Source organism: Candidatus Neomarinimicrobiota bacterium (assembly GCA_021157965.1).
Classification (GTDB): Bacteria; Fidelibacterota; Fidelibacteria; order Fidelibacterales; family Fidelibacteraceae; genus Fidelibacter.
Window position 1 is genome coordinate 75969 of sequence record JAGGVO010000012.1, and the last position, 24652, is coordinate 100620.

Below are 24652 nucleotides of genomic sequence, written 5' to 3' on the forward strand. Positions count from 1 at the left end.
AGCCGCCGTTTTTTATTTTATCCCTGATTCCTAAATCCAATTTTATTTTTATTTTTTTCAATGCTATAAATTTGTATAATTAATATATGACAATACATTAAAAAAGGTTCGCCCTCATGACAAAAAACACTGTCAAGATTCATTATCCATACCGTGAACGGAGCTCGAAAAATGAGCTGAAATTTCAGATATCTCTTTTTGATCAAAAAAATGAGTTTACAAAACCGCTGAACTATATTTTGGAGATTGTCGCGATCTTAAATCAGAACCGGCAGATTGTCTATGCAAACGATAAATTTAAAGCATTAATAAATTCTACGGGCGATTCCAGTGACGTATTTGGATTAAGACCGGGTGAATATTTAAAATGTACCCATGCTATGCATTCAGAGTTTGGATGCGGAACCACGGATTTCTGTAAGTATTGCGGTGCCAACCAGGCGATCAGGAAGTCTTTAGACGGGAAGCACGAGCTACAGACTTGCCGTATCATGCGTGAAGATGGGGGTGCCTGGGAATTACAGATAAGAACCTACCCATTTATTTTTCATGGAGAAAACTTTGTGTTTCTTGCGGCCCTGGATATTAGCCATGAATCCAGACGCCGCGCTCTGGAAAGAGTATTCTTTCACGACTTAAAAAATACAGCCGGCAGCATCCGTGGTTTTACTAAAATGCTTGTGAATGACCGGTTTAAACCTGAAAGAAAAACTGAATTTCGGGAGATCTTACAACGTTTGGGTTACCAATTGATTGATGAAATTGAATCCCAACAGCAAATTCTGGCGGCGGAGGAAAATATATTAGAATGTAATATAGAAGAAATCCATATTCCCGACTTTCTATTCATGTTACGGGAAAATTTTATTCATCTCCCTTTGGCTGAAAACAAAGAAATCAAAATAGACCCTACACCCGATTCGTTTACCATGCAAACCGATAAAACCCTTTTACGGCGGGTACTTGGTAATTGTATAAAAAATGCCCTGGAGGCGGTTTCCAAAGAGGCCGAAATTACACTAACTGCTACCCGGAAAGATGAGCAGGTTTCATTTGCAATACACAATCCCGGGGTAATGCCTGAAGCCGTGAAGCGACAGATATTCCAACGCTCATTTTCCACAAAAGGTCCCGGCAGGGGATTAGGAACTTACAGCATCCGTTTATTCACGAAAAAATATCTAAATGGATCTGTACATTTTACAAGCCAGGAAGATATGGGAACAACTTTTTACATAACACTTCCTCTTTCCCTGAGAGAAGCACGTGAAAAGAATAGGTTGTAAGATTGAATGCTGAACAAAAAGGCCGTCCCAGTTATTTATATCATTTGAATCAATCACGTATATTCAGGCTCATCCGGTCAAGCGGAAAAATTTCCAGGAATCAGCTTGCCCGGAAAACCGGTCTGAGTATCCCCACGATCAGCCGATCCCTTCAGAATCTGAAAAATTTAGAATTGGTTGTTTCTTCCGGAAGCCGGGAATCCGGTAAAAAGGGGGGGCGCCCGCCGCAACTGTTCCATTTCCCGGCCACTCAAAATTATGCTATTGGTATAGATCTTGAGAAAGAGACTTTATCCTGTATCCTGGCGGATATGTCCGGGAAAATCCGGGAGTTTATCACAATGGAAACACCGGCCGGAGCAACGGTGGAGAATGTGAACCAAAGGATCATGCAATGTATCGAGGAGATGCAAAATAAAATACCTTCCAAGGGGCTGTTGAGAGGAGTGGGATTATCGGTTCCGGGACTTGTCAACAGGCAGGAAGGAATCCTCACGTACTCCCACACCTTTGGCTGGAAAGATATTCCCCTGGTCTCCCTTATCCGAAGAACAACCCGTATCCCGGTCTTTTTGGATAATGAGGCGAATCTTCTTTCTCTGGGTGAACTCTGTTTCGGATCAGGAAAAATATATAAAAATTTTATATGTATCGATATCCGTTATGGCATTGGATGCGGTATTGTGTATCAGAACAGGCTGTTGGATATCCCCGGGGAGCTGGGACAAATTTGTTTGGATGACCTTACGGGAGACAAAAAAGGATTGCCACGATTAACACTGGAAGACAGGGCGTCGGATCATGCTGTTCTGCAAAAAGTCGAAGCAATGCTTCAACAGGGAACAACATCCTCATTTCTCAATTCATTTACCGGACCTTTGACACTGGATAAATTCAAAAAGGCGCTGCAAAAAAATGATCAGGCAGCACAGACAATCTTCAATCAGGCCCTGTCAGACTTGGGTATTGCCCTGGCCTTTCTGGTAAATATCTTTCATCCCGAAGCCTTTATTTTTCATGGTCCGTTGACAGAAAATAATCCTTCTTTTTATACACGGTTACGGGAAGTCATTGACCATTGCTCACTCAGTCCGTTTTCTGCGACTCTGGATTTAAAACCCGCCTGTTTTCAGAATATGGGAGGTGCCGTTGGGGCCGTAGCCCTGGTGTTACAAGAACTCCTCAATCTGAACCCTGACTTTTTTTCCAAATCCTGACAAAGATATAACGAATTATATCCCTAAAAGAGAAGTCCCGGTACAAAGACCGGGACCGGGGAGAGAGAGAAGCATGATGAAAGAAAAAAATGACTGTTGCAAAACCGGAAAGAGTGGCATCCGGCACATCATTATCTTTCAACAATTGTAAAGTAAACATTTCACCAGGTATAATACAAGGATATTTTTTTGATTATTCAGGGTTTTTTCAAATTTTATGAATTTTCAAGCAATTTTAAAGAATAATAACAACAAAATATCGAGAAATTCCATTTATTAGCGAAGGTGGTCAAAAATACGTCTTAAAATATTCCGTTTGATATTCTTTTTATACAGGAATTCCATGTCGTAATCTTCCGGATGGAGTAACTGAAGTATCTCGGTCCATGACGGCAATCCACCAATATTTCGGTCATCAATATAAATCTCGGCATTAATTTTTCGACCGATATTTTTTCCCCTGTTTTCTCCGGGATAACTTTCATTTACAGCCCAGAATTCAATACCTTTCTTTTTACAGTATTCCACAGCTTCCGCCAGGCTCTCTCCTGTCCGGTAAGTCCATAAAATAAGTTTGTGTCCCTTCTTCTGTAATATTTTCAGGGATTCAAAAGCATAGGGTATTTCTTTTCCTATCGCCGGATAACGGTGTTCAACCAGTGTCCCGTCAAAATCCACTGCAATGTTCATAGGAACTCCACTTTTTTTCAGAATTTATATAACCCAGATTTATTTCGCAATTACGGTTCAGTCGATATATTAAATCATTTCAATAAACCGACATGATGGGTCACTTGCGTTTTGCAGACAATTTTTGAGCCTGCCTGACAGTTATTTTATCCCAGCCGGGTTGTTTTAGAATCATTTCCAGTATTAAAGCTGCTCCCACAGCATCATAGTAGGCATCATGGGGATGTCCGTTGGGACAGATTTTTCTCACGGCTTCAGTGAGATTCAGCATTTCAAGCAAATATTCCAGGTTATATTTTAGCAGTCCCGGCCACACCTGCCGGCTCAGATTAAGAGTATCTATCCAAATCCCGTCCGAATGGGCAGGGAAGACATTTCCCAAAATTTTTTTTTCTGTTCCCGTATTATGAGCCGCTAAAATCTGATTATCAATAAAAGGGCGTATTTCATGCCATAATTCAACCAGCCGGGGAGAACGTTCCAACAAATGCCGTATACGGGCATGACGGCCAGGAACATAAGGATTAATCGGCCGATCTCCTACGTGCAGAAAACGATTAAGGCTTTTTTCCCGGTTTGCTTTCCCTTTTTCCAGGACTATAAGCCCAATTTGCCAAGGTTCATCCGGGTAATCTGCCACCGACCCCGTTGTTTCAAAATCGAGGACCGTTATGTTGCTTTCTTTCAATAACACTTTTTTTTTTGAGTTTTGAGTTAAGCTTTAAGTTTTGAGTCTTGAGTTCAAAATCATCGGATCATAACCTCTTGAACCCATAAACAGCGAACGAAGTAAGCTCTCACCTCTGAACGTCTCAACCTCTGAACGTCTCAACCTCTCAACGTCTCAACCTCTGAACGTCTCAACCTCTGAACGTCTCAACTTCTCAACGTCTCAACTTCTCAACGTCTCAACCCCTCAACGTCTCAACCTCTGAACGTCTCAACCTCTGAACGTCTCAACCTCTCAACGTCTCAACGTCTCAACGTCTCAACCTCTCAACGTCTCAACCTCTCAACCCCCTATACCACACATTCATACTCTCAATCCCTTTCCCAATTCGTGTATTATTTATCATCGTCCCGCAATATTCATAACCGAGGCGGGAGAAAGTGATATTCATGCCGAAAGACACGGCCCGTGCTATTGTGTAGGCTGTTATAAAGCCCTCTTTCGAACAGAATTTCTCCATTTCCTTCAACAGATGTCTTGCCAGAGAGTGTCCGCGATAATCAGGCAGTGTGGCAAAATCCGTCATTTCTACAAAAGCGTGATCCCGGTACATTTCAGCGGAAGAAGCAGCAATAATCTTTTCTCCATTATGAACCATAAAATATCGGTTGTGTCCCGATTCCATGGATTCCTTCAAAAAACCAGGATTTCCAACAGGAAAGGGGTATTCCGGAAAAATGGCCTGATATACCTTTGCGAGTTCAGGAAGTTCCTTTTCTTCTGCCATCCGAAGGGTAAAACCCTTTTTCAGCGAAACCGGGGCTGGTTTAACCGCTTTTTCCTGAGCCGTTCGAAGTACTTTATTTAAGTGCTCTTCCCGTTTGAGTTTCTTCCGCCGGTCAGAGAGAAAATATCCTAAAAAAAACCCTTTCTCTTTACCGGCGTATAAATCCGGTATCACGGCTTCTGTTAAAAATCCCCTGTCAATAAAAGGCTGGACTGCCTTTTCGGGAATCCTGACAAAAACCTTGGTATAGTGTTTGAGCCGGGCTAATTCAAGCAGGGAATCGGCAATGAATTCAGGATCATCCCCTCCCCATTTCATGAGATAAATCCGGTCATTATATGTCCCGTGCTGAATCAGGGATTTCCCGATATATTCCGTTTTATCCGTCATTGGGCATCCTCTGCCGTTCCATCCTCATCATTCCTTCTGCTGAATCTTTCATTATCCTGTGGGATAAGTGAATAGGTATCATCATCATAAATTAAGAGTTTTTCGATACCGATGAATTTACTTTCATCGGCTTCTTCCAATTTGAGCTGAAGTTTACAATCCTCACAATTTCTGTCACAAAAGACGGGGTTATAACTGTCCGGTTCCTTATAAGAACAGATCACCCCTTCATAATTCCTGAGGACCACCTTATTGGTTCCCCAGGAAATGAGATAATTCGGCATAACAGGGATTTTACCTCCGCCACCGGGGGCATCAATCACATAACGGGGTACAGCAAAACCACTGGTATGACCAATCAGACTTTCAATAATTTCAATGCCTTTACTGACCGGTGTCCGGAAATGGGATAATCCTTCGGACAAGTCGCATTGATAGAGATAATAGGGACGGACCCGGTTTTTGACCAGTTTGTGAACCAATTTGCGCATAATCCTGGGACAGTCGTTAACCCCGGCTAAGAGTACACTCTGATTTCCCAGGGGAAATCCTGCGTCCGCCAACTTATGCAACGCTTCCCGAGCTGAAGCAGTTACCTCCCTGGGGTGGTTAAAATGTGTGTTAATCCATAATGGCTGATGCTTTTTCAACATTGCCACAAGTTCATCCGTGATTCTGTAGGGTAAAACAACCGGAACCCGGGTACCGATACGGATCACTTCAACATGTTCAATCTTTTCCAATTCTGTTAAGATCCAGTCCAGATACGTGTCATTCAGCATAAAAGGATCGCCTCCGGATAAAAGGACATCCCGCACGACGGGTGTATTGGCAATGTAATCAATACCCTTTTGTATCTGGGCACGATTAGGAATAGAATCCACATCCCCTACTTTCCGCTTCCGTGTACAGTGGCGGCAGTACATGGAGCAGGTGTTACTGATATGAAACAAGACCCTGTCAGGATAACGATGAGTAATTCCTTCCACAGGACTGTCCATATCCTCTGCAAGAGGATCGTGCATATCATACTGTTCATGCATTAATTCGGATGGACTGGGGAAGGATTGCATCCACACCGGATCGTATTCCCGATCATCCGTATCAATCAGGGATAGATAGTATGGAGTTATGGATAATGGAAACCGGGTTACTGTTTCATCCAGTTCTTTGCGCTCTTCCGGTGTAAATTTAATTCCCAATAATGTTTCAAATGTATCAATATCCCGAACAGAATGACTGAGCTGCCATTTCCAGTCCTTCCATTTTTTTAATTCAACATTATCCGCAATTTTTCCGGCAAGTTCTTTTTGATGTTCATTGAATATGCTCATTTTTCTTTCCTTCTGAATAAATCCAAAATGTCGCCTGGAAATTTTATTCTAATTGACCTGTTTTTCTTTCAAACCCTATAACACATAAATATAATCATATTTTTCTAAGGATTCAAGGAAAAACCAGCCATTCGTCAGCATTCGGTTTAATGGGTATTTGGATGGTCGGAGCCGCTTGGAAAAAATGTATTTACTATCTCCGTCGTCATAGAAATCCTGAAGAATTGTTTCAACCCGGTACCCGTTTTTCAGATAGAATTCACTTGCTGGATATTGTCATCTGAAATACCAGGAGAAGCATCCTCCCGAAGGGGCTTAAAAATGTATAATCCGGGGATAAAATCCTGGGGAAAAGGGTACGTATAAGCCAACGGTGATGGAAGGCCGGCCAAAGGATTCACTCCAATAAACTCCGGTTCTTCTTCATTATTTCGTACATCAACTTCTCCTCCGTCCCGGCATTCCAGAAGACTCCAGGCTTTCAGTGCCAGTTCGGAGCAGGTTATAAATATACTTTCTTCGGGAATTCTGTAACGGACAAAATCCTTAAAATTCTTTTTTTCACCAGGCCGTAAACTTCGCCGGTTGCATCCGGCAAAAACAAATTTCCATAACGGCAGGAAAATACAAAGGGCACTTAATAATAAAAACTCAGAGTGAATGAACAGGTTTATTTCGTATATAAAAAGGAAGAATTCCCGGATAATCCAGTTGAAAGTTAAAGTTCAACAGTCATAAACACCAAATATGCACTATTTTACTAATATATCATTTTAAATATTATTTTGCCTGTAAACTCAAGCCGGGTTATTTTATCCCTGGGGGTGCATTAACATTACCTTTTTCATATATTATAATCTACATCCCCGACACAAAACGTTCTTATCAACGTCATTCCTAAATGCGACACCACACTACACACTCAAAACTCTAACTCTGCACTCTCACGGTTACCGGGCAGGCTGCTGAAAACAGACGTATCGAGGTACAGCACTCATAACTTCTTTTGTACAGCCGGGGAGACTTGAACTCCCATGCCTTACGGCACCAGATCCTAAGTCTGGCGTGTCTGCCAATTCCACCACGGCTGCAAATCGTGGGAATTTAAGGGATTTCAGACAGGTGTCAAATTGATTTCCCCGTTTCGGAAGGGGGAATGGCCGGAGGCGGAGCACAGGAATTCCGACTGGCAAGGAGAATACCTCCGCCGATAAACAGCATCCCAAGAATAGTATTTATTTTGAGTGTTTCATAGCCTACAAGCACACTGATAAGCACTGTTGTGGGAGGCTGGGCTGAAACCATGAGCCCAAGGTGAGAAGCATCCAGATGTCTAAGAATATAATAATATAATATGTATGAAATGCCACTTGTAAAGAGACCCATATACAAAATACCAAGAATTGCCAGAAGAGAAACATTGCTCCACGGCACCGCCAAAACCCGGGGGAGTCCCAACGGTGTATAGACAAGCATGGCGCCGGCTAAAACCAGGTAAGTAATTTTAATGGGACCATACTTTTGAACCATTGATTTCCCAAATGCCGTATAGGATGCCCAACTCAGGGTTGCTCCCAGAATAATCACATCACCAATAAAGATTTCCCGGTTAAAAACAAAAAGACTTATCCCTACAACAATACCCACGCCGGTGATTGCCAAAAGAGCAGACAGGACCTTTCTTTTTTCAGGGTGCCCTTTTCCCGAGAGCCAGTCCATAAACATGACCCAAACGGATGTTGTGGCATAAATGAGGGATATATGGCTCGGTACTGTATGTTTCAGGGAAAGGATAAAAAGGTTCTGGTTCAGAAGAATCCCTGTGCCCATCAGGAAAAGAAGGAGTTTCCAGTCTTTCCAGTCAATAACCACCCGTTCTCTCCGGATATGAAGAATAACCCATAAAACAAGAAATGCCAGAATGTACCGAAGGTAGACAACAGCAAAGGAATCCAACTCCACGGCTGCCTGTTTGCCCGCAATGGTTGTAAAGGATGCTAAAAACGTCATCCCTGCTGTTGCAAGAATTACCCGTGTTTTCATGGTGTGAAATTACAAAACACAGGGACAGAAACACAGAAGCCAATCACAATTTATGTTTTGGCCCATATTTATAGTTATCATACGATATCTTTCAAGCTTAATTAATAGTCTTATTAAATAGTAAAAAGAATACTCAATTTTTTTCTTGATTTAATTCAAGCCATTGTGTATCATTGTGTGAGAAAGTGGGTGATTTTCCCTTAATGTGGGTTGAGAGTTCCAAAAGAGGGTAAACGGCAAATGCATATTGATTTTATCGGGCAATATCCTTATACCGTTGATTCAAAGAATCGAATCAACATACCCTCACGGTTCCGGAAAAAATTATCGGAAACCGGCATTTCCACCATGGTCATTACACGGGGTATGGACGACCCCTGCATTCTGGTCTATCCAGAGCCTTTCTGGCAGGATATGATCCGTAAACTCAGCGAAAAGCTGTCATCAATTAAACAGACACACCGGCTCTTCCTCCGTCAGATCACACGTTTTGCCGCTGAATGTCCCCTGGATTCACAGGGCCGCATCATTCTCACACCGGCACTGATGGAATATGCAGGCATTACCCGTGACATCATGATTGTCGGGACTCTCAATAAGATCGAGCTCTGGGATCCCGCAACCCTTGAGTCCTTCGAACAAAGTCACTCTCTGTCTGAAGAAGATTTTACAACGTTAGCGAACGACATCCTGCTTTAAGCCGGAGGTGACATCTCAATGACTGATTTCGGACACATCCCTGTCCTGCTACATGATTCCATGAATCTTTTAATCACTTTACCAAAGGGGATTTATGTTGATGCCACATCCGGACTGGGAGGTCATACTGAAGAAATGGCAAAACGACTATCCCCGCAGGCACGTCTCATCGCCTTTGATGTGGATCCCGATGCCCTGGCCATCAGTTCGGAAAAACTGAAAAAATATTCAAATATTGAATTTATACAACGTAATTTCCGCTATATCAAAGTGGAATTGACGCGTTTGGAAGCCCTGCCTGTTCAGGGCATTCTCTTTGATCTGGGTTTATCGAGTCTGGAGATTGACAATCCTGCAAAGGGTTTTAGTTTCACACAGGAAGGTCCTCTGGATATGCGGATGGATCCGTCCCTTCCCGAAAGTGCTGCCCATTTAATCAATACGGCAACAGAAAAAAGGTTAAAAGAGATCATCCGGGCATACGGAGAAGAGCGCTTTGCAGGCAGGATAGCACGGATGATTGAAGAGGCAAGGGAAAAAGTCCCTTTTAAAACAACCCGGGACCTGGAATTGGTTGTACGACAGGCTGTTCACGGCCCTTATCAGGTAAAATCCCTCGCCCGTGTATTTCAGGCCTTTCGTATCGCCGTGAACAGAGAACTGGAAGCTCTGGAAAAAGCACTGCCGGATGCCTTCGAGTGTCTTGCCCCGGGAGGCAGACTGGTGGTTATTGCATATCATTCTCTGGAAGACCGCCTGGTCAAGACCTATTTTAAAGACCTTTGCACTGATTGTGTGTGTCCCCCTGAGCAGCCGGTCTGCACCTGCAACCATGTTCAAAAAGCCCGGTTTATCCAAAAAAAGGCTCTGACACCCACAGAAGATGAAATCAGGGCAAATCCACGAAGTCGAAGTGCCCGTCTGAGGTGTATCGAAAAGTTATGACATCGCGAAAACGTCAAAAGAAAGTACAAAAGCAAAGCAGACAATCTGTATCAGCCTTTGTAGGAAGCTGGAGCTTTTTACTGAGTCTTGCCTTTCTGATTCTGACAGTCTGGCCTCTTATGCATCTCTTCCTGATGAACGAAATCAAAGAAGCCCAATACCGTATTGATGCAATCAGAAATAACATCACCCGGATCCAGCAGAGCATCATTGAAATCGACAGTGAGATAGCCCGCCTGTCCCGGGCAGACAGAATTAAACAAATTGCCGTACACCAGTTGGGCATGGTGGATTCCCAGCCCACAGTTGATGTGATAGAGGTGGAATGAAGGGCGAAATAGACACACGAAAGCAATTTTGGGCCCGTTCCTGTTTCATTGCCGTTTTCGTGATTGGCACATTTTTCGTAATTCTGCTGAAATTGGTTGAAATTCAACTGATGGATATCTACAACTACCGGGATCTTGCCGAATCTCAGGCCACGAAGAAGAATATCATTATTCCGGAAAGAGGAATCATCTTCGACAGAAAAAACAGAATTTTGGCTAACAGTTCTATCGAATATTCCATCGGTGCCCGATATATTGATATTACCAATCCCGATGAGACTTTCAGAAAACTTGGAAAGTATTTGAATACACCGGCTTCTGAGATCGCTTCCCTTTTCAAAAACAAACGAAAATACTACATCATCCGGGAGAATATTCCCCTTTCCCTGGCATCCGATATGATAAAAGAGGATTTTCACGGGATCCGTTTCGAAAAAAAGCTGAGCCGTGTTTATCCTTATGAAGACACGGGAGGTCAGGTATTGGGATATGTTGACTGGGACAACAGGGGTGCCACCGGAATCGAAAAAATCTTTGATGAATCCCTCCGGGGCGAAAAAGGATGGGAACAGGTTCAATATGACCGGAAAGGACGCCGGGTATCAGCCTCAGGGCTCAACGGCCAGGCCAAGAAAGATGGTGGTAATGTATTCCTGACCATTGATGTGGATTATCAGGCCATTCTTGAGGAAGAAATCCAAAAAGCTGTCCTTGAGAATGGTGCGCATCATGGTATGGGCATTTTGGTAAATCCCAACACGGGTGAAATTTTGGGTATGGCGTCGTGGCCGAATTTTAATCCTAACAATGCAACGGCTTTCCCGGTGGAAAACCGGAAAAATCGGGTGATCTCTGATTCCTTTGAACCGGGATCCGTTTATAAGATTGTCGCAGCTGCCGCAGCTCTGGAAACAGGTATTTTCAACCGGCAGAGTCTGATTTATTGTGAGGGGGGAAAATGGGAACTCCTGGGGAGGACCATTCATGACACTAAGGACAGTGAGTGGATGAGTTTTGAAGATGTCATTATTCATTCATCCAACATTGGTATCGGCAAAATAGCCCGGCAGGAAGGTGATGAGGCTTTGTATCAAATGTCCAAAAATCTCGGTTTCGGTGAACAGACAGGCTTGTTTCCCGGATTGGAGGTCCAGGGCAAACTCAGCCCCGTATCGGAGTGGGAAAAAATTTCCTCATCCCAGGTGGCCATGGGGCACTATGTCACAACAACCCTCCTCCAGCTGGCCATGGCTTATAGTGCTATTGCCAACAACGGACTGTTGCTCCAACCCTTTATTGTCCGCTCGGCTTATTCCCCGGACCGGGAACTCCTGGTTTCCGGTGAAATAGAAGTCATCCGCCGGGCCATGTCTGAATCCACTGCTTCCACCCTGAGGGATATCCTTGAGAAAACCGTTACGGAGGGAACCGGCAGAAATGCCTATATCCCGGGGTACCGTGTTGCAGGAAAAACCGGCACAGCCCAGAAAGTGATTGACGGAACCTATTCTCAACGGCAGTATGTTTCATCCTTCATCGGCTTTTTTCCGGCGAACAAACCGGTACTTGTGTGCGGAATCACTCTGGACAGCCCGGATTACGGCAAACACTGGGGAGGAACCTGTGCGGCACCGGCCGTTAGACATGTCTTTACCCGGATTATTAACACCACAGATTTTAACAACCTCTATGACTGGGTTCAGCCTGAAGAAAAACCTATTGCAAAAAATCCATCCACAGATTACTCTCTACCCTATCAATTCTCGGCCAGTCTGGGCACAGGTGAAAAAAATTCCCAAAAAAACAGCGGCACGGCTCCGGTTTCCTCTGTTCGGAGCATTACCCAAATGGAAAGTTCATCAGACATGGAAATCCTTGTTCGGGTTCCCGATATCAGAAATATGAGTATTAAGAATGCCCAGCATATTTTGTCGAAACTTTCTCTGAATTATGAAATTAAAGGATCAGATAAAATTATCGTCGATCAGGATCCCCTTCCGGGTGAATCCCTGGCACGCGGCAGTGTATGTCTTTTAATCACGGGAAAAAAGAAATGAAACTCCGTGAATTGCTGAACATTGCAGGAATAAAAGCACCTGCTTCCCCCTTAAATCCGGAAATTACGGGAATCGAATATGATTCCAGACAGGTCCGGACAAGGAATCTGTTTGTTGCTATTCGGGGATATAAAACCGACGGACACAAATATATTGAGCAGGCAATTCGTAAAGGTGCCTCTGCCGTGGTGTGCGAAACAGATTATACCACCCATGACCTGCCGGTCATCACTGTTCCTAACAGCCGCAAAGCCCTGGCTCGGCTATCCCAGGCATTTTACAAGACCACAACTCTCCCCTTTCATCTGACAGGTATAACAGGGACAAACGGTAAAACCACCTTGACACTTCTTTTACGGGAACTGGAAAAACAGGCCGGATTCAAAACTGCCGTATCCGGCACGCTGGGATTTCAGTCCGACTTTATGAATGGAAAATTCAGCGAAAGAACCACGCCGGAAAGCCGGGATCTGCACAAAATGTTTCACACCTGCAGACAGGCCGGAGTTCAGTCTTTGATCATGGAAGTATCCAGCATTGCTTTGGAATTATCCCGGGTGGAAAATATTACATTTGATACGGCGATCTTTACGAACCTGACTCAGGACCATCTGGATTTTCATGGGAGTATGGACCGGTATTTTGCGGCAAAAATCCGTCTTTTTTCCCAGTTGTCTCCCGAAGGGACCGCTATCATCAATATCGATGATCCATACGGGCACCAGTTGTTCACGTCCCTCAACCATAAAAAAAGAAGTTGTTCCCTTCAAAATCCCCTTGCAGATTATCATTTTTCTGAGTATCACTTATCCGCCGGTGGATTAAAAGGCATCATTAACACACCGGATCATCGTCTGTCCATTGAAGCACCACTGATCGGTGTATTTAATGCCATGAATATCCTTCAGGCCATAGCTGCCTGGCTGGAGCGCCACCCGGATATCCGGCCTGAAAGCCTGGATCTGAAAAGGCTCCCGGCAATTCCGGGACGAATGGATATTGTCCGGACAGCACAACACGGGACTGTGATCATTGATTTTGCCCATACGACTGATGCCATCGATAAAATTTTAAAATCGGTCCGGGATATCCCCCATAAAAGGCTGATTGTCCTTTTTGGATGCGGCGGTGACCGTGACAAGTCGAAACGGCCTGCCATGGGACGGGTTGCAGAGCAGTATGCAGATCAGATTGTCCTGACCAATGATAATCCCCGGAGTGAAAATTCCGATGCCATCATTGAAGACATTCTGAAGGGGATGACAAAATTTGAGAACCTGATCATCGAAACTGACAGACAAAAGGCGATCCATCAGGTACTGACCGTTGGAAAACCCCGGGATCTGATCCTCATTCTGGGAAAAGGGGCCGAGGAGGTCATGGAAATCGGAGAAGATAAGATACCCTTCAACGATAAAGATATTGTATTAAAGTGGATGCAAAAGCATGAAATTTGAACATATTGCCCGGGACCAGCGGTTTACACTGCACCGGATCAATGCAAAAGAATTCACTCGGCTCTCCATTGATACCCGAGAAATCAATCCCGGGGATTTATTTTGTGCCCTGAAAGGGGAAAAGACCGACGGACACGAATTTGTAGATGAGGCAATAAACAAAGGTGCCGTTGCCGCCATGGTATCAGAAAAGGCGGTCCGGCAAAAACCTGCCCTGAAAAATTATCCACTCGTTATATGTGCCAATACATATCAGGGACTTCAGGAGCTGGCGCAAGTCCACGCAACCCATCTTTCCACAAAAATCATAGCCGTGACAGGTAGCGCCGGGAAAACTTCCACACGGCAACTCATTGCTCATGTACTATCCGGGGCATACGAAATTTCCCAGTCCCGAAAAAATTTCAACAACGAAATCGGCGTGCCAATATCTGTCCTTGATATTCGTCCTGAGACAGATTATGCCGTATTGGAGATGGGCGCCGGGCATGTGGGAGATATCACAAAACTGTGCAGAATCATTCGCCCGGATTATGCACTGATAACCTCTATTTCTGAAGCACACATCGAAGGATTCGGCTCTTTGAAAAACGTACAGAAAGGGAAATTCGAACTGTTTGACAATACCCGGGAAGATGGAACCCTTTTCATCAACCTGGATGATCCGTTGATAGCCCAATATCCCGATACAGATAAAAAACGCATCACCTACAGCATGAAAAGAGACGCAGCCGTCACATTGCAAATATTCGATATTGATTCTCTGGGGCGATATATCCTCGATTTTCAGGGGACTCAAATCTATCTCCATTCTCTAGGATTTGGTTCGGCTCAGAATGCTCTTGCCGCCTGTGCCGTAGCGCAGACCCTGGATATCCCCATCACTCAGATTAAACGGAAACTTGAAGAATTTGAACCCCCTGCAGGCCGGGGAAATATTATTAATCAGGACGGGATAACCCTGGTCAATGACACTTACAATGCCAACCCCCTGTCGGTATCCATGGCCATAAAAACCATGCATGAAATGAAACCCCGGGGCAAACGGATCTTTGTTTTAGGGGACATGCTGGAAATGGGTGGTCTCAGCCGTCTGAGCCATGAAAATATTGGTGCTCAAATCGCATCCTCTCAGATAGACTACCTCTTCTGTTATGGTCCGGAAACACTGCAAACCGTGAAGACTGCCCGGATGCTGGACATGACCAACGCCATTCATTTTGATACCCTTGAATCCCTGATCAACACCCTTAAAACCCTCCAGAAAGAAGGGGATGTTATTTATGTGAAAGGATCCCGGGGCATGACCATGGAACGGGTCATCAATCATTTAACAAAGCGGGGGAATCAATTATGATATATCTCTTCCTCTATCCATTGAAAAAATATGTGACCTGGTTGAATGTCCTGGGATATATCTCATTCCGGAGCACCGCCGCGGCACTTACAGCTCTCTTTATCGCATTTATTCTGGGGCCTTATCTCATCCGGGTTTTAAAAAAGCACAACATCGGCGAAACAATCCGTCAAAACGGTCCCACCTCCCACCTTCAGAAATCCGGAACACCGACTATGGGCGGACTCTTGATTCACGTCTCTGTGATCATTCCCGTGCTTCTCTGGGGGGATATAACAAATCATTATATCCAGATACTCCTGATAACTCTTGTCTGGACCGGATTACTGGGCTTTATCGACGATTATTTAAAAGTGTATAAAAAACTTAAAAAAGGACTGATTGCCAGATATAAACTGACAGGTCAGCTGTTGCTGGGATTGACTATTGGATCGTACCTCTATTTTTTTTCTGAGAATCCTGAGATCTCTTCGGCCATTACCATTCCCTTTTTAAAGGATATTATCATCCCCCTCGGCATTTTTTACATTCTTTTTGTAACCCTGGTAATCACCGGCTCTTCCAATGCCGTAAACCTTACAGACGGACTGGACGGATTGGCAACGGGTTTGCTGGGTATCACAACCATGGTTTTCGCCGCTATCAGTTATATCACCGGCCGTGTAGATTTCAGCTCTTACCTGCATATCCTCTACATACCGGGAGCAGGAGAAATCACGATATTTCTGGCGGCAATGCTGGGGGGATTTGTTGGTTTTCTCTGGTATAATGCCAAACCTGCAGAGATATTCATGGGGGATACCGGCTCCCTGACCTACGGTGCCCTGATCGGCACGATTGCCGTCCTTCTCAAACAGGAGCTCCTCCTTTTCCTGGTGGGCGGTGTCTTTGTAATAGAAGCCATAAGTGTCATAATACAAGTGACATTTTTTAAATATACAGCAAAGAAGTATGGAGTTGGGCGAAGGGTTTTCAGAATGGCCCCTCTGCACCATCACTTTGAATTGAAGGGATGGGATGAAAGCAAGGTGGTTATCCGTTTCTGGATACTGGGAATCATGTTTGCCCTGATGAGTCTTGTCACATTTAAAATACGGTGAGAGTTATGATCTATGTAGAAGGAAAAAAAGTTGTTGTCCTGGGAGCTCAGCGAAGCGGACTGGCTGCCGCGCGTCTCTTGTCTTCCCAGGGCTCGGAAGTCATTGTCAGCGAAAGCAATCCGGATCTGGAAACACCGGAGCTGGTGAGCAAACTTAAAAAATGGGGCGTTGATTACGAATTTGGAGAACATTCCGATCAAATTTTCGATGCCAATTTTGCCGTCATCAGTCCGGGCATTCCAACCAGGGCTAAAATTGCCGATCAGCTTCGCTGGAACAATGTACCCGTTGTATCGGAAATTGAAGTCGCTTTCTGGTTTGCCGACACACCCACCATTGCCATAACCGGGTCAAACGGCAAAACAACCACAACAGAACTGACGGCAGATATTCTAAATAAATCAGGACTGGATGCCGTTGCCTGCGGGAATAACGGTTACCCCTTTTCCGAAGCGATCTACCAATCCCTGCAACATAACCGCCATCCCATTTATGTTGTGGAAGTCAGCAGTTTTCAACTGGAAAATATTCAACTTTTCTCGCCACATACCGCCGTCCTCCTGAATCTGACACCGGATCATTTGGACCGCTACCGTTCATTTGAAGATTACATCCAGGCGAAAATGAATATCTTCAATCACCAATCCCGTGAGCGTTATGCCGTTCTGAATATTGATGATCCCAATATAGTAAAATATACCAATGTAAAAGCCAGGGTCATTCCTGTATCTATGAACAAGCATACTGAGCGGATTGCAGATTTTGAAAACGGTTTCTTCAATTTTAAAATCAAAAATGTCCCCTATCAGATTGAAGAATCCAAAATTCTTTTGCCGGGGCTCCATAACAAATACAATATCATGAGTGCTTTTTCAGCAGCCGCATCGTTTCTCGAATCTTCTGCCGGAGTCACGGAATCCCTGACCACATTTAAGGGGGTTCCTCACAGACTTCAATATGTGGATTCGAAGAATAACATTCTGTTTTACAATGATTCCAAATCGACCAACGTGGATTCAGTAATTGTGGCTCTGAAAAGTTTCAACCAACCGGTCCACCTGATCCTGGGAGGCCGGGACAAAGGAATCCCCTTTACCCCTCTGAACGATCAACTTGAACAGATTAAGCACCTGTATACCATCGGGGAAGCAGCAGATATCATCGCTTTTGAACTGGATGCGAAAAATATCACAGAATGTAAAACTCTGGACAAAGCCGTTGAAAAAGCGTATGAGAATGCCGAACCCGGCGATATTGTCCTTCTTTCTCCCGGTTGTTCCTCTTTTGATCAGTTTAAAAATTTTGAGGAACGTGGTGAATATTTTATGAAGGTGGTCAAAAAACTCAAATGAATGGTAGAACCGCAACATATCCCGGATATGTCCTGCTCCTGAAACTGTCTCTGGCACTTTTGGTGCTGCTGGGAACTATTATGCTCTTTTCCGCCAGCAGCCAGATCTCTTTGGAGCGCTATGGGAACAGCAATGCCTACTTTCTCCATCACCTCCAGCGGCTTTTTATGGCAGTCCTTTTGGGGATAGCCTGTTACCTGATCGATTACCGGACTTTCAGAAAACACATCCGGCTGATCTATATTTTGACCATCGCAGCTGTTATCCTGCCCTTTATCCAAAATATGATCAGCGGTCGGTCTGATCCTGCACGGTGGATCCGGACCGGGGTTTTGACCATCCAAACGGCGGAGATTCTGCGTTTTACCCTGATCATCTATCTTGCAACCTACCTTTCAAGCCGGAAAGAAGAAATCATTTCCTATAAACAGGGACTTTTGCCTGCTTTGATCACCTTGGGCATTCCCATTTTGCTGATTGCTCTGGCACCGGATTTTTCCACTGCTGTTATTCTGCTCCTCATCACCTGTATTGTTCTTTATGTGGGTGGTATCCCCCTGAAACACCTTTTAGTAACCACTTTCCCCATTTTATTGGGTGCCTTTGTTTATGTCCGGATTTCCGACTACCGCTGGAACCGTGTTCTCGTGTATCTCGGAAAAGAATCCAATATATCCGGCAGCTCCTATCAGATCAACCAATCACTGATCAGTCTGGCAAACGGCCGGCTGACAGGTACAGGGCTCGGTAAAAGCATGCTGAAAAATCTGTACCTTCCTGAAGCTCATACGGACTTTATCTATTCCATCATCGGGGAAGAATGGGGCTTTCTGGGGGCCGGATTCTTCATCCTGCTCTTTGTTTTCATCTTTATCAGCCTGATTCGCCTTTCCATGGATGTCCGGGATATGTACGGAAAATATATCGTTTTTGGTATCAACATATCATTTGTCCTTTATGCCTTGTTTAACATGGGAGTGACGGTGGGACTTTTTCCTGTTACCGGTTTACCCATGCCTTTTGTGAGCTATTCGGGCTCACAACTTCTCGTCAACGGTGCTTTACTGGGCATTTTATTTCGAATTATCAGGGAGACATTTAACTCTGAAACAGTTTACAAAACATATTAAAGTCCTGATTACAGGTGGAGGAACTGGAGGACATTATTTTCCGGCGCTTGCCATCGCCCGGAAATTGAAAGGTGTTCTGATACAACAATATCCCGGTTTTGACATCCAATTTTTCTATATCGGGTCATCTCTGGGCATTGAAGCACAAAGAAAGGAAAAGGGACTCTTTCACCGGGAATATTACATTCCCATAAAAGGGTTTGCCCGCTCCCTTTACAAAGGGGCTATTCTGAACAACCTGAAATTTCCTTTCCGTCTGCTTAAATCGATCTGGATAGTAAAACGTATCTTCAAATCGGTAAATCCGGATATAGTGATTGCCACAGGCGGCTATGTTTCCGGTGTTCCGGGGTGGGAAGCCATACAGAGAAGAATCCCTCTGTATATTCAGGAACAGAATGCCTGGCCGGGAATTACAACAAAAATTCTTGTAAAACATGCACGCATGCTTTTCTATGCTTATGAGGATATCCTCCCCCACCTTCATATCCCTCCCGGTGCCCGCCTGATCCAAACCCCGAATCCGGTTCGCAGCACCCTGCAATTGACAGACAAGCCATCGGCATTGAAAAAATGGGCTCTTAAAGGGAACCGGAAAACTCTTTTTATCTTCGGCGGATCCCAGGGTTCACGAAGTATTAACCAGCATGTATCCAAATATGCAGAAACATGGGTACGGGACTTACCGCTTCAGCTGCTGTGGCAAACAGGGCCCCTTCACTACGATACGGTCCGGAATATCCTCCGGAACAGGGATCATATCCACCTGCACCCGTTCATTGAGGATATGGGGACAGCTTACTCCGCCGCCGATCTCATCATTTGCCGGGCCGGTGCACTGACCCTTACCGAACTGGAATACGTAAAAAAGCCGGCAGTTCTCATCCCCCTCCCCTCTTCCGCTGCCGATCATCAGTTCCACAATGCTAAAGCCCTTGAAAAAAGGGGTATTGCCGTTGTTATTACCGAAAATCAATTTGATGAGGGAACATTGGATACAACGGTCCGGAATCTGATTACCAAACCGGAGACACTGGAGAATTTGAAAAATCATTTCCCTGAAACCGTTGAAGACGGGCTTTCCAAAATCGTGCAAAGTATTATTGAGGATATACCTTTTTGAAAACACTTTTCGGACATATTGAGCGAATTCACATCATCGGGATCGGTGGTATCGGCATGAGCAGTATTGCTGAATTCCTTGTCTCACGGGGATTTAAAATCAGCGGATCCGATACCAATGCATCACCTATCACAGCCCGGTTGAAAGACAAGGGCATTGATGTATATACAGGACATTCGGCACAGAATATCCAAAATGCCCAACTGGTTGTCTACAGCAGTGCCGTCCCTAAAGACAATCCGGAAATCGAAGAGGCAAAAAAACGCCATCTGCCGGTTATTAAAAGACCTGCCCTGCTCCGGGAAATTCTAAAGCTGAACCATCTTTCCGTCGGTGTAGCAGGAACCCACGGAAAAACCAGTACATCCTCTATGTTGGTCTCAGTGTTAACCCGGGCAGGCCTTGATCCGACGGCTATCATTGGTGGCATCGATAAAGGCAGCCATTCGAATTCCCGTATTGGTAAGAGTTCATGGCTTGTGATTGAAGCGGATGAATATGACCGTACATTTCTGGCCCTTGAACCGGCCATGGGTATCGTCACATCCATAGATTCGGATCATCTTGATATCTACCGGGACCTGCAGGATATCCGTGATGCATTTCTGCAATACTGCAACGCTATTCCTTTTTGGGGAAAGGTTATATTGTGTCTGGATGATCCCAATATCCGGCAAATACTCCCTGATGTAACGGCCCCACACGCTACGTACGGATTCCACACGGATGCCGATTTCAGAATAAATCAATACACTTTCCATCATGGACAATCCCAATTTACCCTGAAACACAGAGAAAAAGAATACGGCCCTTTTTCGATGCCTGTCCCCGGCAGACATTTTGCGCAAAATGCAGCAGCCGTTGCATCTCTGGCTTTATGGGCAGGTTTGAGGGTGCCGGATATCCAGGGGGGATTGGCCGCGTATCAGGGTGTGGAACGCCGTTTTGATTTGAAGGGAATGATTCGCGGTGTACCCTTTATCGATGATTATGCCCACCATCCGGAAGAAATCAGACAAACACTGAAAGCAGTCCGGGAGCAATGGCCTGACCGGCAAATACTTGCCATCTTTCAGCCCCATTTATTTTCACGAACCCGGGATTTTGCCGGGGATTTCGGAAGGGCTTTGTCGGAAAGTGATAAAGTGGTTGTCACCGGCATTTATCCGGCACGGGAAAAAGCCATCCCGGGAATCAGTGGCCGGCTGATAAGCAACAATGTCCGTAAACCGGTGAAATATATTGAGGATATCAGAAACCTTAACAGCGAGATACAAGAGATCCTTGAACCGGATATGGTGGTAATTGCCATGGGAGCGGGGAATATTACAACCTATTTTGAAAAACTGGTAAAATACCTGGATAAAAAAATTCATGAGTTCTGACAAACAGAAAAAAACGGAAATCCCGTATATCATGACCTTTATTGTCATGATTCTCCTGGTATCAGTCTCTATTCTCTATGCCCGGTATCAGAATATATTCAGTCTGAACAAGATTATTGTTTCAGGTAATTATGAATTGACGGAAAAGGAGGTTATTTATATTACAGGATTGACTCTGGGTGAAAATCTTTTATCCATTCCGGTACTTGAGATCACAGAACGTCTGGAACAGGAGCCGTATATCCGGCAGGCCATGGTCTACAAGCGGCTTCCTGATTGTCTGGTCATTCAGGTCCGGGAACGGATACCCATATTACTGATGACCATGGAGGAGCAATATTCAGTTGACAATCAGGGGATTCTTCTTCCGGCACCGCGAAGCAACCGGGATATCCCCGTTCTGACAGGCATCCCCTCCCTTATTGTCACTGAATTCGGGAGTACAGTGTTGCATCCCCAGATTCGTCAGGGTATTGGAATCATGAGCCTGATCCGGAAAAAATACCCGGAAATCAACATCCTTGTGCAAGAACTCCACTGGGACGAAAAGGATCACTGCTGGATTTTAAAGCCGGGAAAAGGACGGACCCGGATCTACATGGGAAATACCGATTTAAAGAGGAAGATCAAAATACTGGAAGCTTTTATAGAACAACGTGAACTAACGCCCTCGCGAATTCAACAACTGGCTAAAATTGATCTCCGGTACGATAAACAGGTAATTGTAAAACCAAAAAGGTGAATACATGTCTCATCCCATTATAACGACAGGACTTGATATCGGAACAACCAAAATTTGTGCGATGATTGGTCAGTATGATCCGGAGGAAAAGAAATATCAGATCCTTGGCATGGGACAATCTTTGTCTCATGGACTCAAACGGGGTGTAGTCATTGATATTGAAGAAACCAAGCAATCCATTATAAAAGCCCTTGCGGAAGCAGAGAAACACTCGGGAATTACCATTTCTTCCGTCTCAATTGGTATTGCCGGAGATCATATACGCAGTCTGGATTCCACATCCACCGTGGCCATCAGCCATAAAAACAACGGTCCGGACACATCCTCCCCGGTGGATCAGAGCGATATCAGCAGGGCACTGGACTCGGTTAAAAACATAAATCTGGGTGTAGACCGGGAGATTATCCATATAATCCCCCAGGAATACATTGTCGATGATCAGATGGGAGTCAAAAACCCTATTCAGATGTCCGGTTCACGTCTGACGGTGAATGCCCATATCGTCACGGCAGCCATCAATAATGTAAAAAACCTGGTCCGGAGCGTACAGTCCACAGGTCTGAATGTGGAAAACATTGTGCTGGAGCCCCTTGCTTCATCCCGGGCCATTTTGTCGGAGGATCAGAAAGAACTTGGGGTAGCTCTTGTGGATATTGGCGGCGGGACAACAGATATAACCGTTTTTAAAAACAGTTTTGTAAAACACACCGGTGTCATCGGCTATGGGGGTTCCATCGTCACCAAGGATATTGCATCCATCATTCAGACCTCTTTCCAGGAGGCGGAACGCATTAAAAAATCCCATGCCTGGGCATCATCAGAATTGGCAGAAAAGTCCGGGATAGAAGAACTGACCGTTGCATCTCTCAGTGACAACCGGGAGATACGACTCAATTCTCTTCAACTGTCCCAATATGTGGAAGCACGCGTTGAAGAAATTCTTTTCATGGTCCGGGAGAAAATCTGTCAGTTTACTGACATCAAATCCCTTCATGCGGGTATTGTTTTTACCGGTGGCGGAGCCAGGTTGAAAGGACTGTGTCAGGTCAGTGAGAAAATATTCCATGTACCGGCCCAAATCGGCTATCCCATCCGTATGCCGGGACTGGAAAACACGGAATACGGACCGGAATATTCAACTGTCATCGGCCTGATGCACTGGAACGACAAAAACAAAAAAGATTTAATTCCGACAGGTAAGGACAGTGATTCTACCGTGTGGGGAAAACTCAAGAAATTATTTTCTGATATTGCAAAAAACCTATTTTAAGCCCGAGGAGTTTGTTATGCTGATAACATACGATGAAAGTCTCGATCAGAGTGCAAAGATTAAAGTTGTCGGTGTTGGCGGTGCCGGAGGAAATGCCATCAACCGGATGATCAGGAATCACATGAAAGGTGTGGAATTCATTGCCGTGAACACAGATGCCCAGGCATTGAACAGTAATCTGGCAGACATTAAGCTGCAGATCGGTCGTGAATACACACGCGGACTTGGAGCCGGAGCGGTTTCGGACACAGGTCAAAAAGCAGCAGAAGAAAGCAAGGAGATGCTTGCAAAAGTCCTGGAAGGCGCTGATCTGGTGTTCATTACAGCCGGTATGGGCGGCGGGACCGGGACAGGTGCCGCGCCTGTGATTGCCGAAATATCCCGGGATCTGGGGGCCCTGACGGTGGGAATCGTCACAAAGCCCTTCCTTTTTGAAGGTCCTTCCCGCATGAAACGGGCAGATGAAGGCATCATGGAATTGAAAAAATATGTGGACACACTGATTGTTATTAAAAACCAAAAACTTCTGGAAATCGTAAACACCGATACGGTTATCGACGAAGCGCTGTACACGGCTGATTCCATACTGAACCAGGCTACCAGCGGGATTTCCGATTTAATCACCCAAACCGGGATCATCAACCTGGATTTTGCCGATATAAAAACCATTATGCAAAACATGGGGAATGCTGTCGTTGGCACTGCAGAAGCCAGCGGCCCGTCCAGAGCTGTTATGGCAGCATCCATGGCCATATCCAGTCCTCTTTTGGATAATGTTAGCATCAAAGGGGCTAAAGGCATTCTGATTAACTTCACCGGCGGCCCCGATATGAAACTCTCCGAAATTCATGAAGCCTCGGAAATCATCCACCAGGAAGCAGGGGAGGAATCCGATGCAAATATCATTTTTGGTATGATTGTAGACGAAAATCTTTCAGATATTATCCGCGTAACCGTCATTGCCACCGGATTCGACAAGGAAACAGCCTTTCAAAAGACAGAAAATTCCCCGGCTGAACCACCTAAATCCTTTATCCGACCTGTCACTCCGCAAAATATGCAGACCGATATCATGAATAAAGAAGAAACAGATAAAAAGGAAACAAAAAAAGAAACAGAAACCCATTCCACGGAAAAAGTCCAGGCAGAATTATTTGCCAATTTCGGATCCGGTGACCTCGATGATCTGGATACACCCGCCTGGATCAGAAGGCAAAAATATTCATCCAACTAGTTTACCCGTGAACCGGTGAAAATCCGGTTACTCTCACCCCCCCAAAAAAAAGGCT

At 44.9% G+C, this 24652-nt stretch carries 21 protein-coding genes and 1 tRNA gene; 16 read left to right on the top strand and 6 right to left on the bottom strand.

Annotated elements, in window-relative coordinates; genetic code table 11:
• The first annotated feature begins 116 nt into the window (after positions 1 to 116).
• Both J7K63_01475 and J7K63_01480 read left to right on the top strand, forming a co-directional pair.
• Positions 117 to 1286, top strand: coding sequence for a HAMP domain-containing histidine kinase (locus J7K63_01475; protein ID MCD6233695.1), 1170 nt, complete (start codon positions 117 to 119; stop codon positions 1284 to 1286).
• 2 nt (positions 1287 to 1288) lie between these two features.
• The gene (locus J7K63_01480) at positions 1289 to 2503 is read left to right on the top strand and encodes an ROK family transcriptional regulator (protein MCD6233696.1); all 1215 of its coding nucleotides are present in this window, start codon (positions 1289 to 1291) and stop codon (positions 2501 to 2503) included.
• A gap of 276 nt (positions 2504 to 2779) precedes the next feature.
• On the opposite strand, the gene J7K63_01485 is transcribed toward J7K63_01480, so the two are convergent.
• The 6 genes from J7K63_01485 to J7K63_01510 all read right to left on the bottom strand — a co-directional run bounded on the left by J7K63_01485 (position 2780) and on the right by J7K63_01510 (position 8417).
• Positions 2780 to 3193, bottom strand: a complete 414-nt coding sequence (locus tag J7K63_01485; protein MCD6233697.1) for a hydrolase — start codon at positions 3191 to 3193, stop codon at positions 2780 to 2782.
• Between the two features lie 100 nt (positions 3194 to 3293).
• Complete coding sequence (locus J7K63_01490; protein MCD6233698.1) at positions 3294 to 3881, bottom strand: 3'-5' exonuclease; 588 nt, start codon at positions 3879 to 3881, stop codon at positions 3294 to 3296.
• Between the two features lie 316 nt (positions 3882 to 4197).
• Positions 4198 to 5040 carry a putative beta-lysine N-acetyltransferase gene (gene ablB / locus J7K63_01495; GenBank protein ID MCD6233699.1) on the bottom strand — a complete coding sequence of 281 codons (843 nt, stop codon included), beginning with the start codon at positions 5038 to 5040 and terminating at the stop codon, positions 4198 to 4200.
• Positions 5037 to 6374 carry a lysine 2,3-aminomutase gene (gene ablA, locus J7K63_01500; GenBank protein MCD6233700.1) on the bottom strand — a complete coding sequence of 446 codons (1338 nt, stop codon included), beginning with the start codon at positions 6372 to 6374 and terminating at the stop codon, positions 5037 to 5039. Before ablA ends, ablB begins: the two co-directional genes overlap by 4 nt.
• Before the next feature lie 1009 nt (positions 6375 to 7383).
• Positions 7384 to 7465: transfer RNA gene (locus tag J7K63_01505), tRNA-Leu, on the bottom strand.
• A gap of 34 nt (positions 7466 to 7499) precedes the next feature.
• Positions 7500 to 8417, bottom strand: a complete 918-nt coding sequence (locus tag J7K63_01510; GenBank protein MCD6233701.1) for an EamA family transporter — start codon at positions 8415 to 8417, stop codon at positions 7500 to 7502.
• 240 nt (positions 8418 to 8657) lie between these two features.
• Between J7K63_01510 and mraZ the strand changes: the two genes are divergently transcribed.
• The 14 genes from mraZ to ftsZ are packed head-to-tail and all read left to right on the top strand — an operon-like array spanning position 8658 to position 24597.
• Entirely contained in the window at positions 8658 to 9116 is a 459-nt protein-coding gene (gene mraZ, locus J7K63_01515; GenBank protein MCD6233702.1) for a division/cell wall cluster transcriptional repressor MraZ, read from the top strand.
• A gap of 18 nt (positions 9117 to 9134) precedes the next feature.
• Positions 9135 to 10061: a 16S rRNA (cytosine(1402)-N(4))-methyltransferase RsmH gene (rsmH, locus tag J7K63_01520; protein ID MCD6233703.1), complete on the top strand. Its 927-nt coding sequence runs from the start codon at positions 9135 to 9137 to the stop codon at positions 10059 to 10061.
• Positions 10058 to 10390: a hypothetical protein gene (locus tag J7K63_01525; GenBank protein MCD6233704.1), complete on the top strand. Its 333-nt coding sequence runs from the start codon at positions 10058 to 10060 to the stop codon at positions 10388 to 10390. The genes rsmH and J7K63_01525 overlap by 4 nt, the downstream gene beginning before the upstream one ends.
• The gene (locus tag J7K63_01530; protein MCD6233705.1) at positions 10387 to 12447 is read left to right on the top strand and encodes a PASTA domain-containing protein; all 2061 of its coding nucleotides are present in this window, start codon (positions 10387 to 10389) and stop codon (positions 12445 to 12447) included. The genes J7K63_01525 and J7K63_01530 overlap by 4 nt, the downstream gene beginning before the upstream one ends.
• Positions 12444 to 13904, top strand: coding sequence for a UDP-N-acetylmuramoyl-L-alanyl-D-glutamate--2,6-diaminopimelate ligase (locus J7K63_01535; protein MCD6233706.1), 1461 nt, complete (start codon positions 12444 to 12446; stop codon positions 13902 to 13904). The genes J7K63_01530 and J7K63_01535 overlap by 4 nt, the downstream gene beginning before the upstream one ends.
• Complete coding sequence (murF, locus tag J7K63_01540) at positions 13894 to 15261, top strand: UDP-N-acetylmuramoyl-tripeptide--D-alanyl-D-alanine ligase (GenBank protein ID MCD6233707.1); 1368 nt, start codon at positions 13894 to 13896, stop codon at positions 15259 to 15261. Before J7K63_01535 ends, murF begins: the two co-directional genes overlap by 11 nt.
• Entirely contained in the window at positions 15258 to 16361 is a 1104-nt protein-coding gene (locus J7K63_01545) for a phospho-N-acetylmuramoyl-pentapeptide-transferase (GenBank protein MCD6233708.1), read from the top strand. Before murF ends, J7K63_01545 begins: the two co-directional genes overlap by 4 nt.
• Before the next feature lie 5 nt (positions 16362 to 16366).
• Positions 16367 to 17713 (top strand): UDP-N-acetylmuramoyl-L-alanine--D-glutamate ligase, encoded by a 1347-nt coding sequence (murD, locus tag J7K63_01550; protein MCD6233709.1) that lies wholly within the window; start codon positions 16367 to 16369, stop codon positions 17711 to 17713.
• Positions 17710 to 18843 (top strand): cell division protein FtsW, encoded by a 1134-nt coding sequence (locus J7K63_01555; GenBank protein ID MCD6233710.1) that lies wholly within the window; start codon positions 17710 to 17712, stop codon positions 18841 to 18843. Before murD ends, J7K63_01555 begins: the two co-directional genes overlap by 4 nt.
• A complete protein-coding gene (locus J7K63_01560) occupies positions 18770 to 19966 on the top strand; it encodes a UDP-N-acetylglucosamine--N-acetylmuramyl-(pentapeptide) pyrophosphoryl-undecaprenol N-acetylglucosamine transferase (GenBank protein ID MCD6233711.1) in 1197 nt (398 codons plus the stop codon). Before J7K63_01555 ends, J7K63_01560 begins: the two co-directional genes overlap by 74 nt.
• A complete protein-coding gene (locus J7K63_01565) occupies positions 19963 to 21351 on the top strand; it encodes a UDP-N-acetylmuramate--L-alanine ligase (protein MCD6233712.1) in 1389 nt (462 codons plus the stop codon). The genes J7K63_01560 and J7K63_01565 overlap by 4 nt, the downstream gene beginning before the upstream one ends.
• Positions 21341 to 22093 carry an FtsQ-type POTRA domain-containing protein gene (locus J7K63_01570; protein ID MCD6233713.1) on the top strand — a complete coding sequence of 251 codons (753 nt, stop codon included), beginning with the start codon at positions 21341 to 21343 and terminating at the stop codon, positions 22091 to 22093. The genes J7K63_01565 and J7K63_01570 overlap by 11 nt, the downstream gene beginning before the upstream one ends.
• Before the next feature lie 4 nt (positions 22094 to 22097).
• On the top strand, positions 22098 to 23363 hold the full coding sequence (ftsA, locus tag J7K63_01575) for a cell division protein FtsA (GenBank protein ID MCD6233714.1): 1266 nt from the start codon (positions 22098 to 22100) through the stop codon (positions 23361 to 23363).
• A 16-nt stretch (positions 23364 to 23379) separates the two neighbouring features.
• The gene (ftsZ, locus tag J7K63_01580; protein ID MCD6233715.1) at positions 23380 to 24597 is read left to right on the top strand and encodes a cell division protein FtsZ; all 1218 of its coding nucleotides are present in this window, start codon (positions 23380 to 23382) and stop codon (positions 24595 to 24597) included.
• The last annotated feature ends 55 nt before the right edge of the window (positions 24598 to 24652 follow it).

Coding starts and splice junctions, on each gene's coding strand:
- J7K63_01475 (MCD6233695.1), top strand. CDS start 117: ATGACAAAAAACACTGTCAAGATTCATTATCCATACCGTGAACGGAGC.
- J7K63_01485 (MCD6233697.1), bottom strand. CDS start 3,193: ATGAACATTGCAGTGGATTTTGACGGGACACTGGTTGAACACCGTTAT.
- ablB (MCD6233699.1), bottom strand. CDS start 5,040: ATGACGGATAAAACGGAATATATCGGGAAATCCCTGATTCAGCACGGG.
- ablA (MCD6233700.1), bottom strand. CDS start 6,374: ATGAGCATATTCAATGAACATCAAAAAGAACTTGCCGGAAAAATTGCG.
- J7K63_01510 (MCD6233701.1), bottom strand. CDS start 8,417: ATGAAAACACGGGTAATTCTTGCAACAGCAGGGATGACGTTTTTAGCA.
- mraZ (MCD6233702.1), top strand. CDS start 8,658: ATGCATATTGATTTTATCGGGCAATATCCTTATACCGTTGATTCAAAG.
- rsmH (MCD6233703.1), top strand. CDS start 9,135: ATGACTGATTTCGGACACATCCCTGTCCTGCTACATGATTCCATGAAT.
- J7K63_01525 (MCD6233704.1), top strand. CDS start 10,058: ATGACATCGCGAAAACGTCAAAAGAAAGTACAAAAGCAAAGCAGACAA.
- J7K63_01530 (MCD6233705.1), top strand. CDS start 10,387: ATGAAGGGCGAAATAGACACACGAAAGCAATTTTGGGCCCGTTCCTGT.
- J7K63_01535 (MCD6233706.1), top strand. CDS start 12,444: ATGAAACTCCGTGAATTGCTGAACATTGCAGGAATAAAAGCACCTGCT.
- murF (MCD6233707.1), top strand. CDS start 13,894: ATGAAATTTGAACATATTGCCCGGGACCAGCGGTTTACACTGCACCGG.
- J7K63_01545 (MCD6233708.1), top strand. CDS start 15,258: ATGATATATCTCTTCCTCTATCCATTGAAAAAATATGTGACCTGGTTG.
- murD (MCD6233709.1), top strand. CDS start 16,367: ATGATCTATGTAGAAGGAAAAAAAGTTGTTGTCCTGGGAGCTCAGCGA.
- J7K63_01555 (MCD6233710.1), top strand. CDS start 17,710: ATGAATGGTAGAACCGCAACATATCCCGGATATGTCCTGCTCCTGAAA.
- J7K63_01570 (MCD6233713.1), top strand. CDS start 21,341: ATGAGTTCTGACAAACAGAAAAAAACGGAAATCCCGTATATCATGACC.
- ftsA (MCD6233714.1), top strand. CDS start 22,098: ATGTCTCATCCCATTATAACGACAGGACTTGATATCGGAACAACCAAA.
- ftsZ (MCD6233715.1), top strand. CDS start 23,380: ATGCTGATAACATACGATGAAAGTCTCGATCAGAGTGCAAAGATTAAA.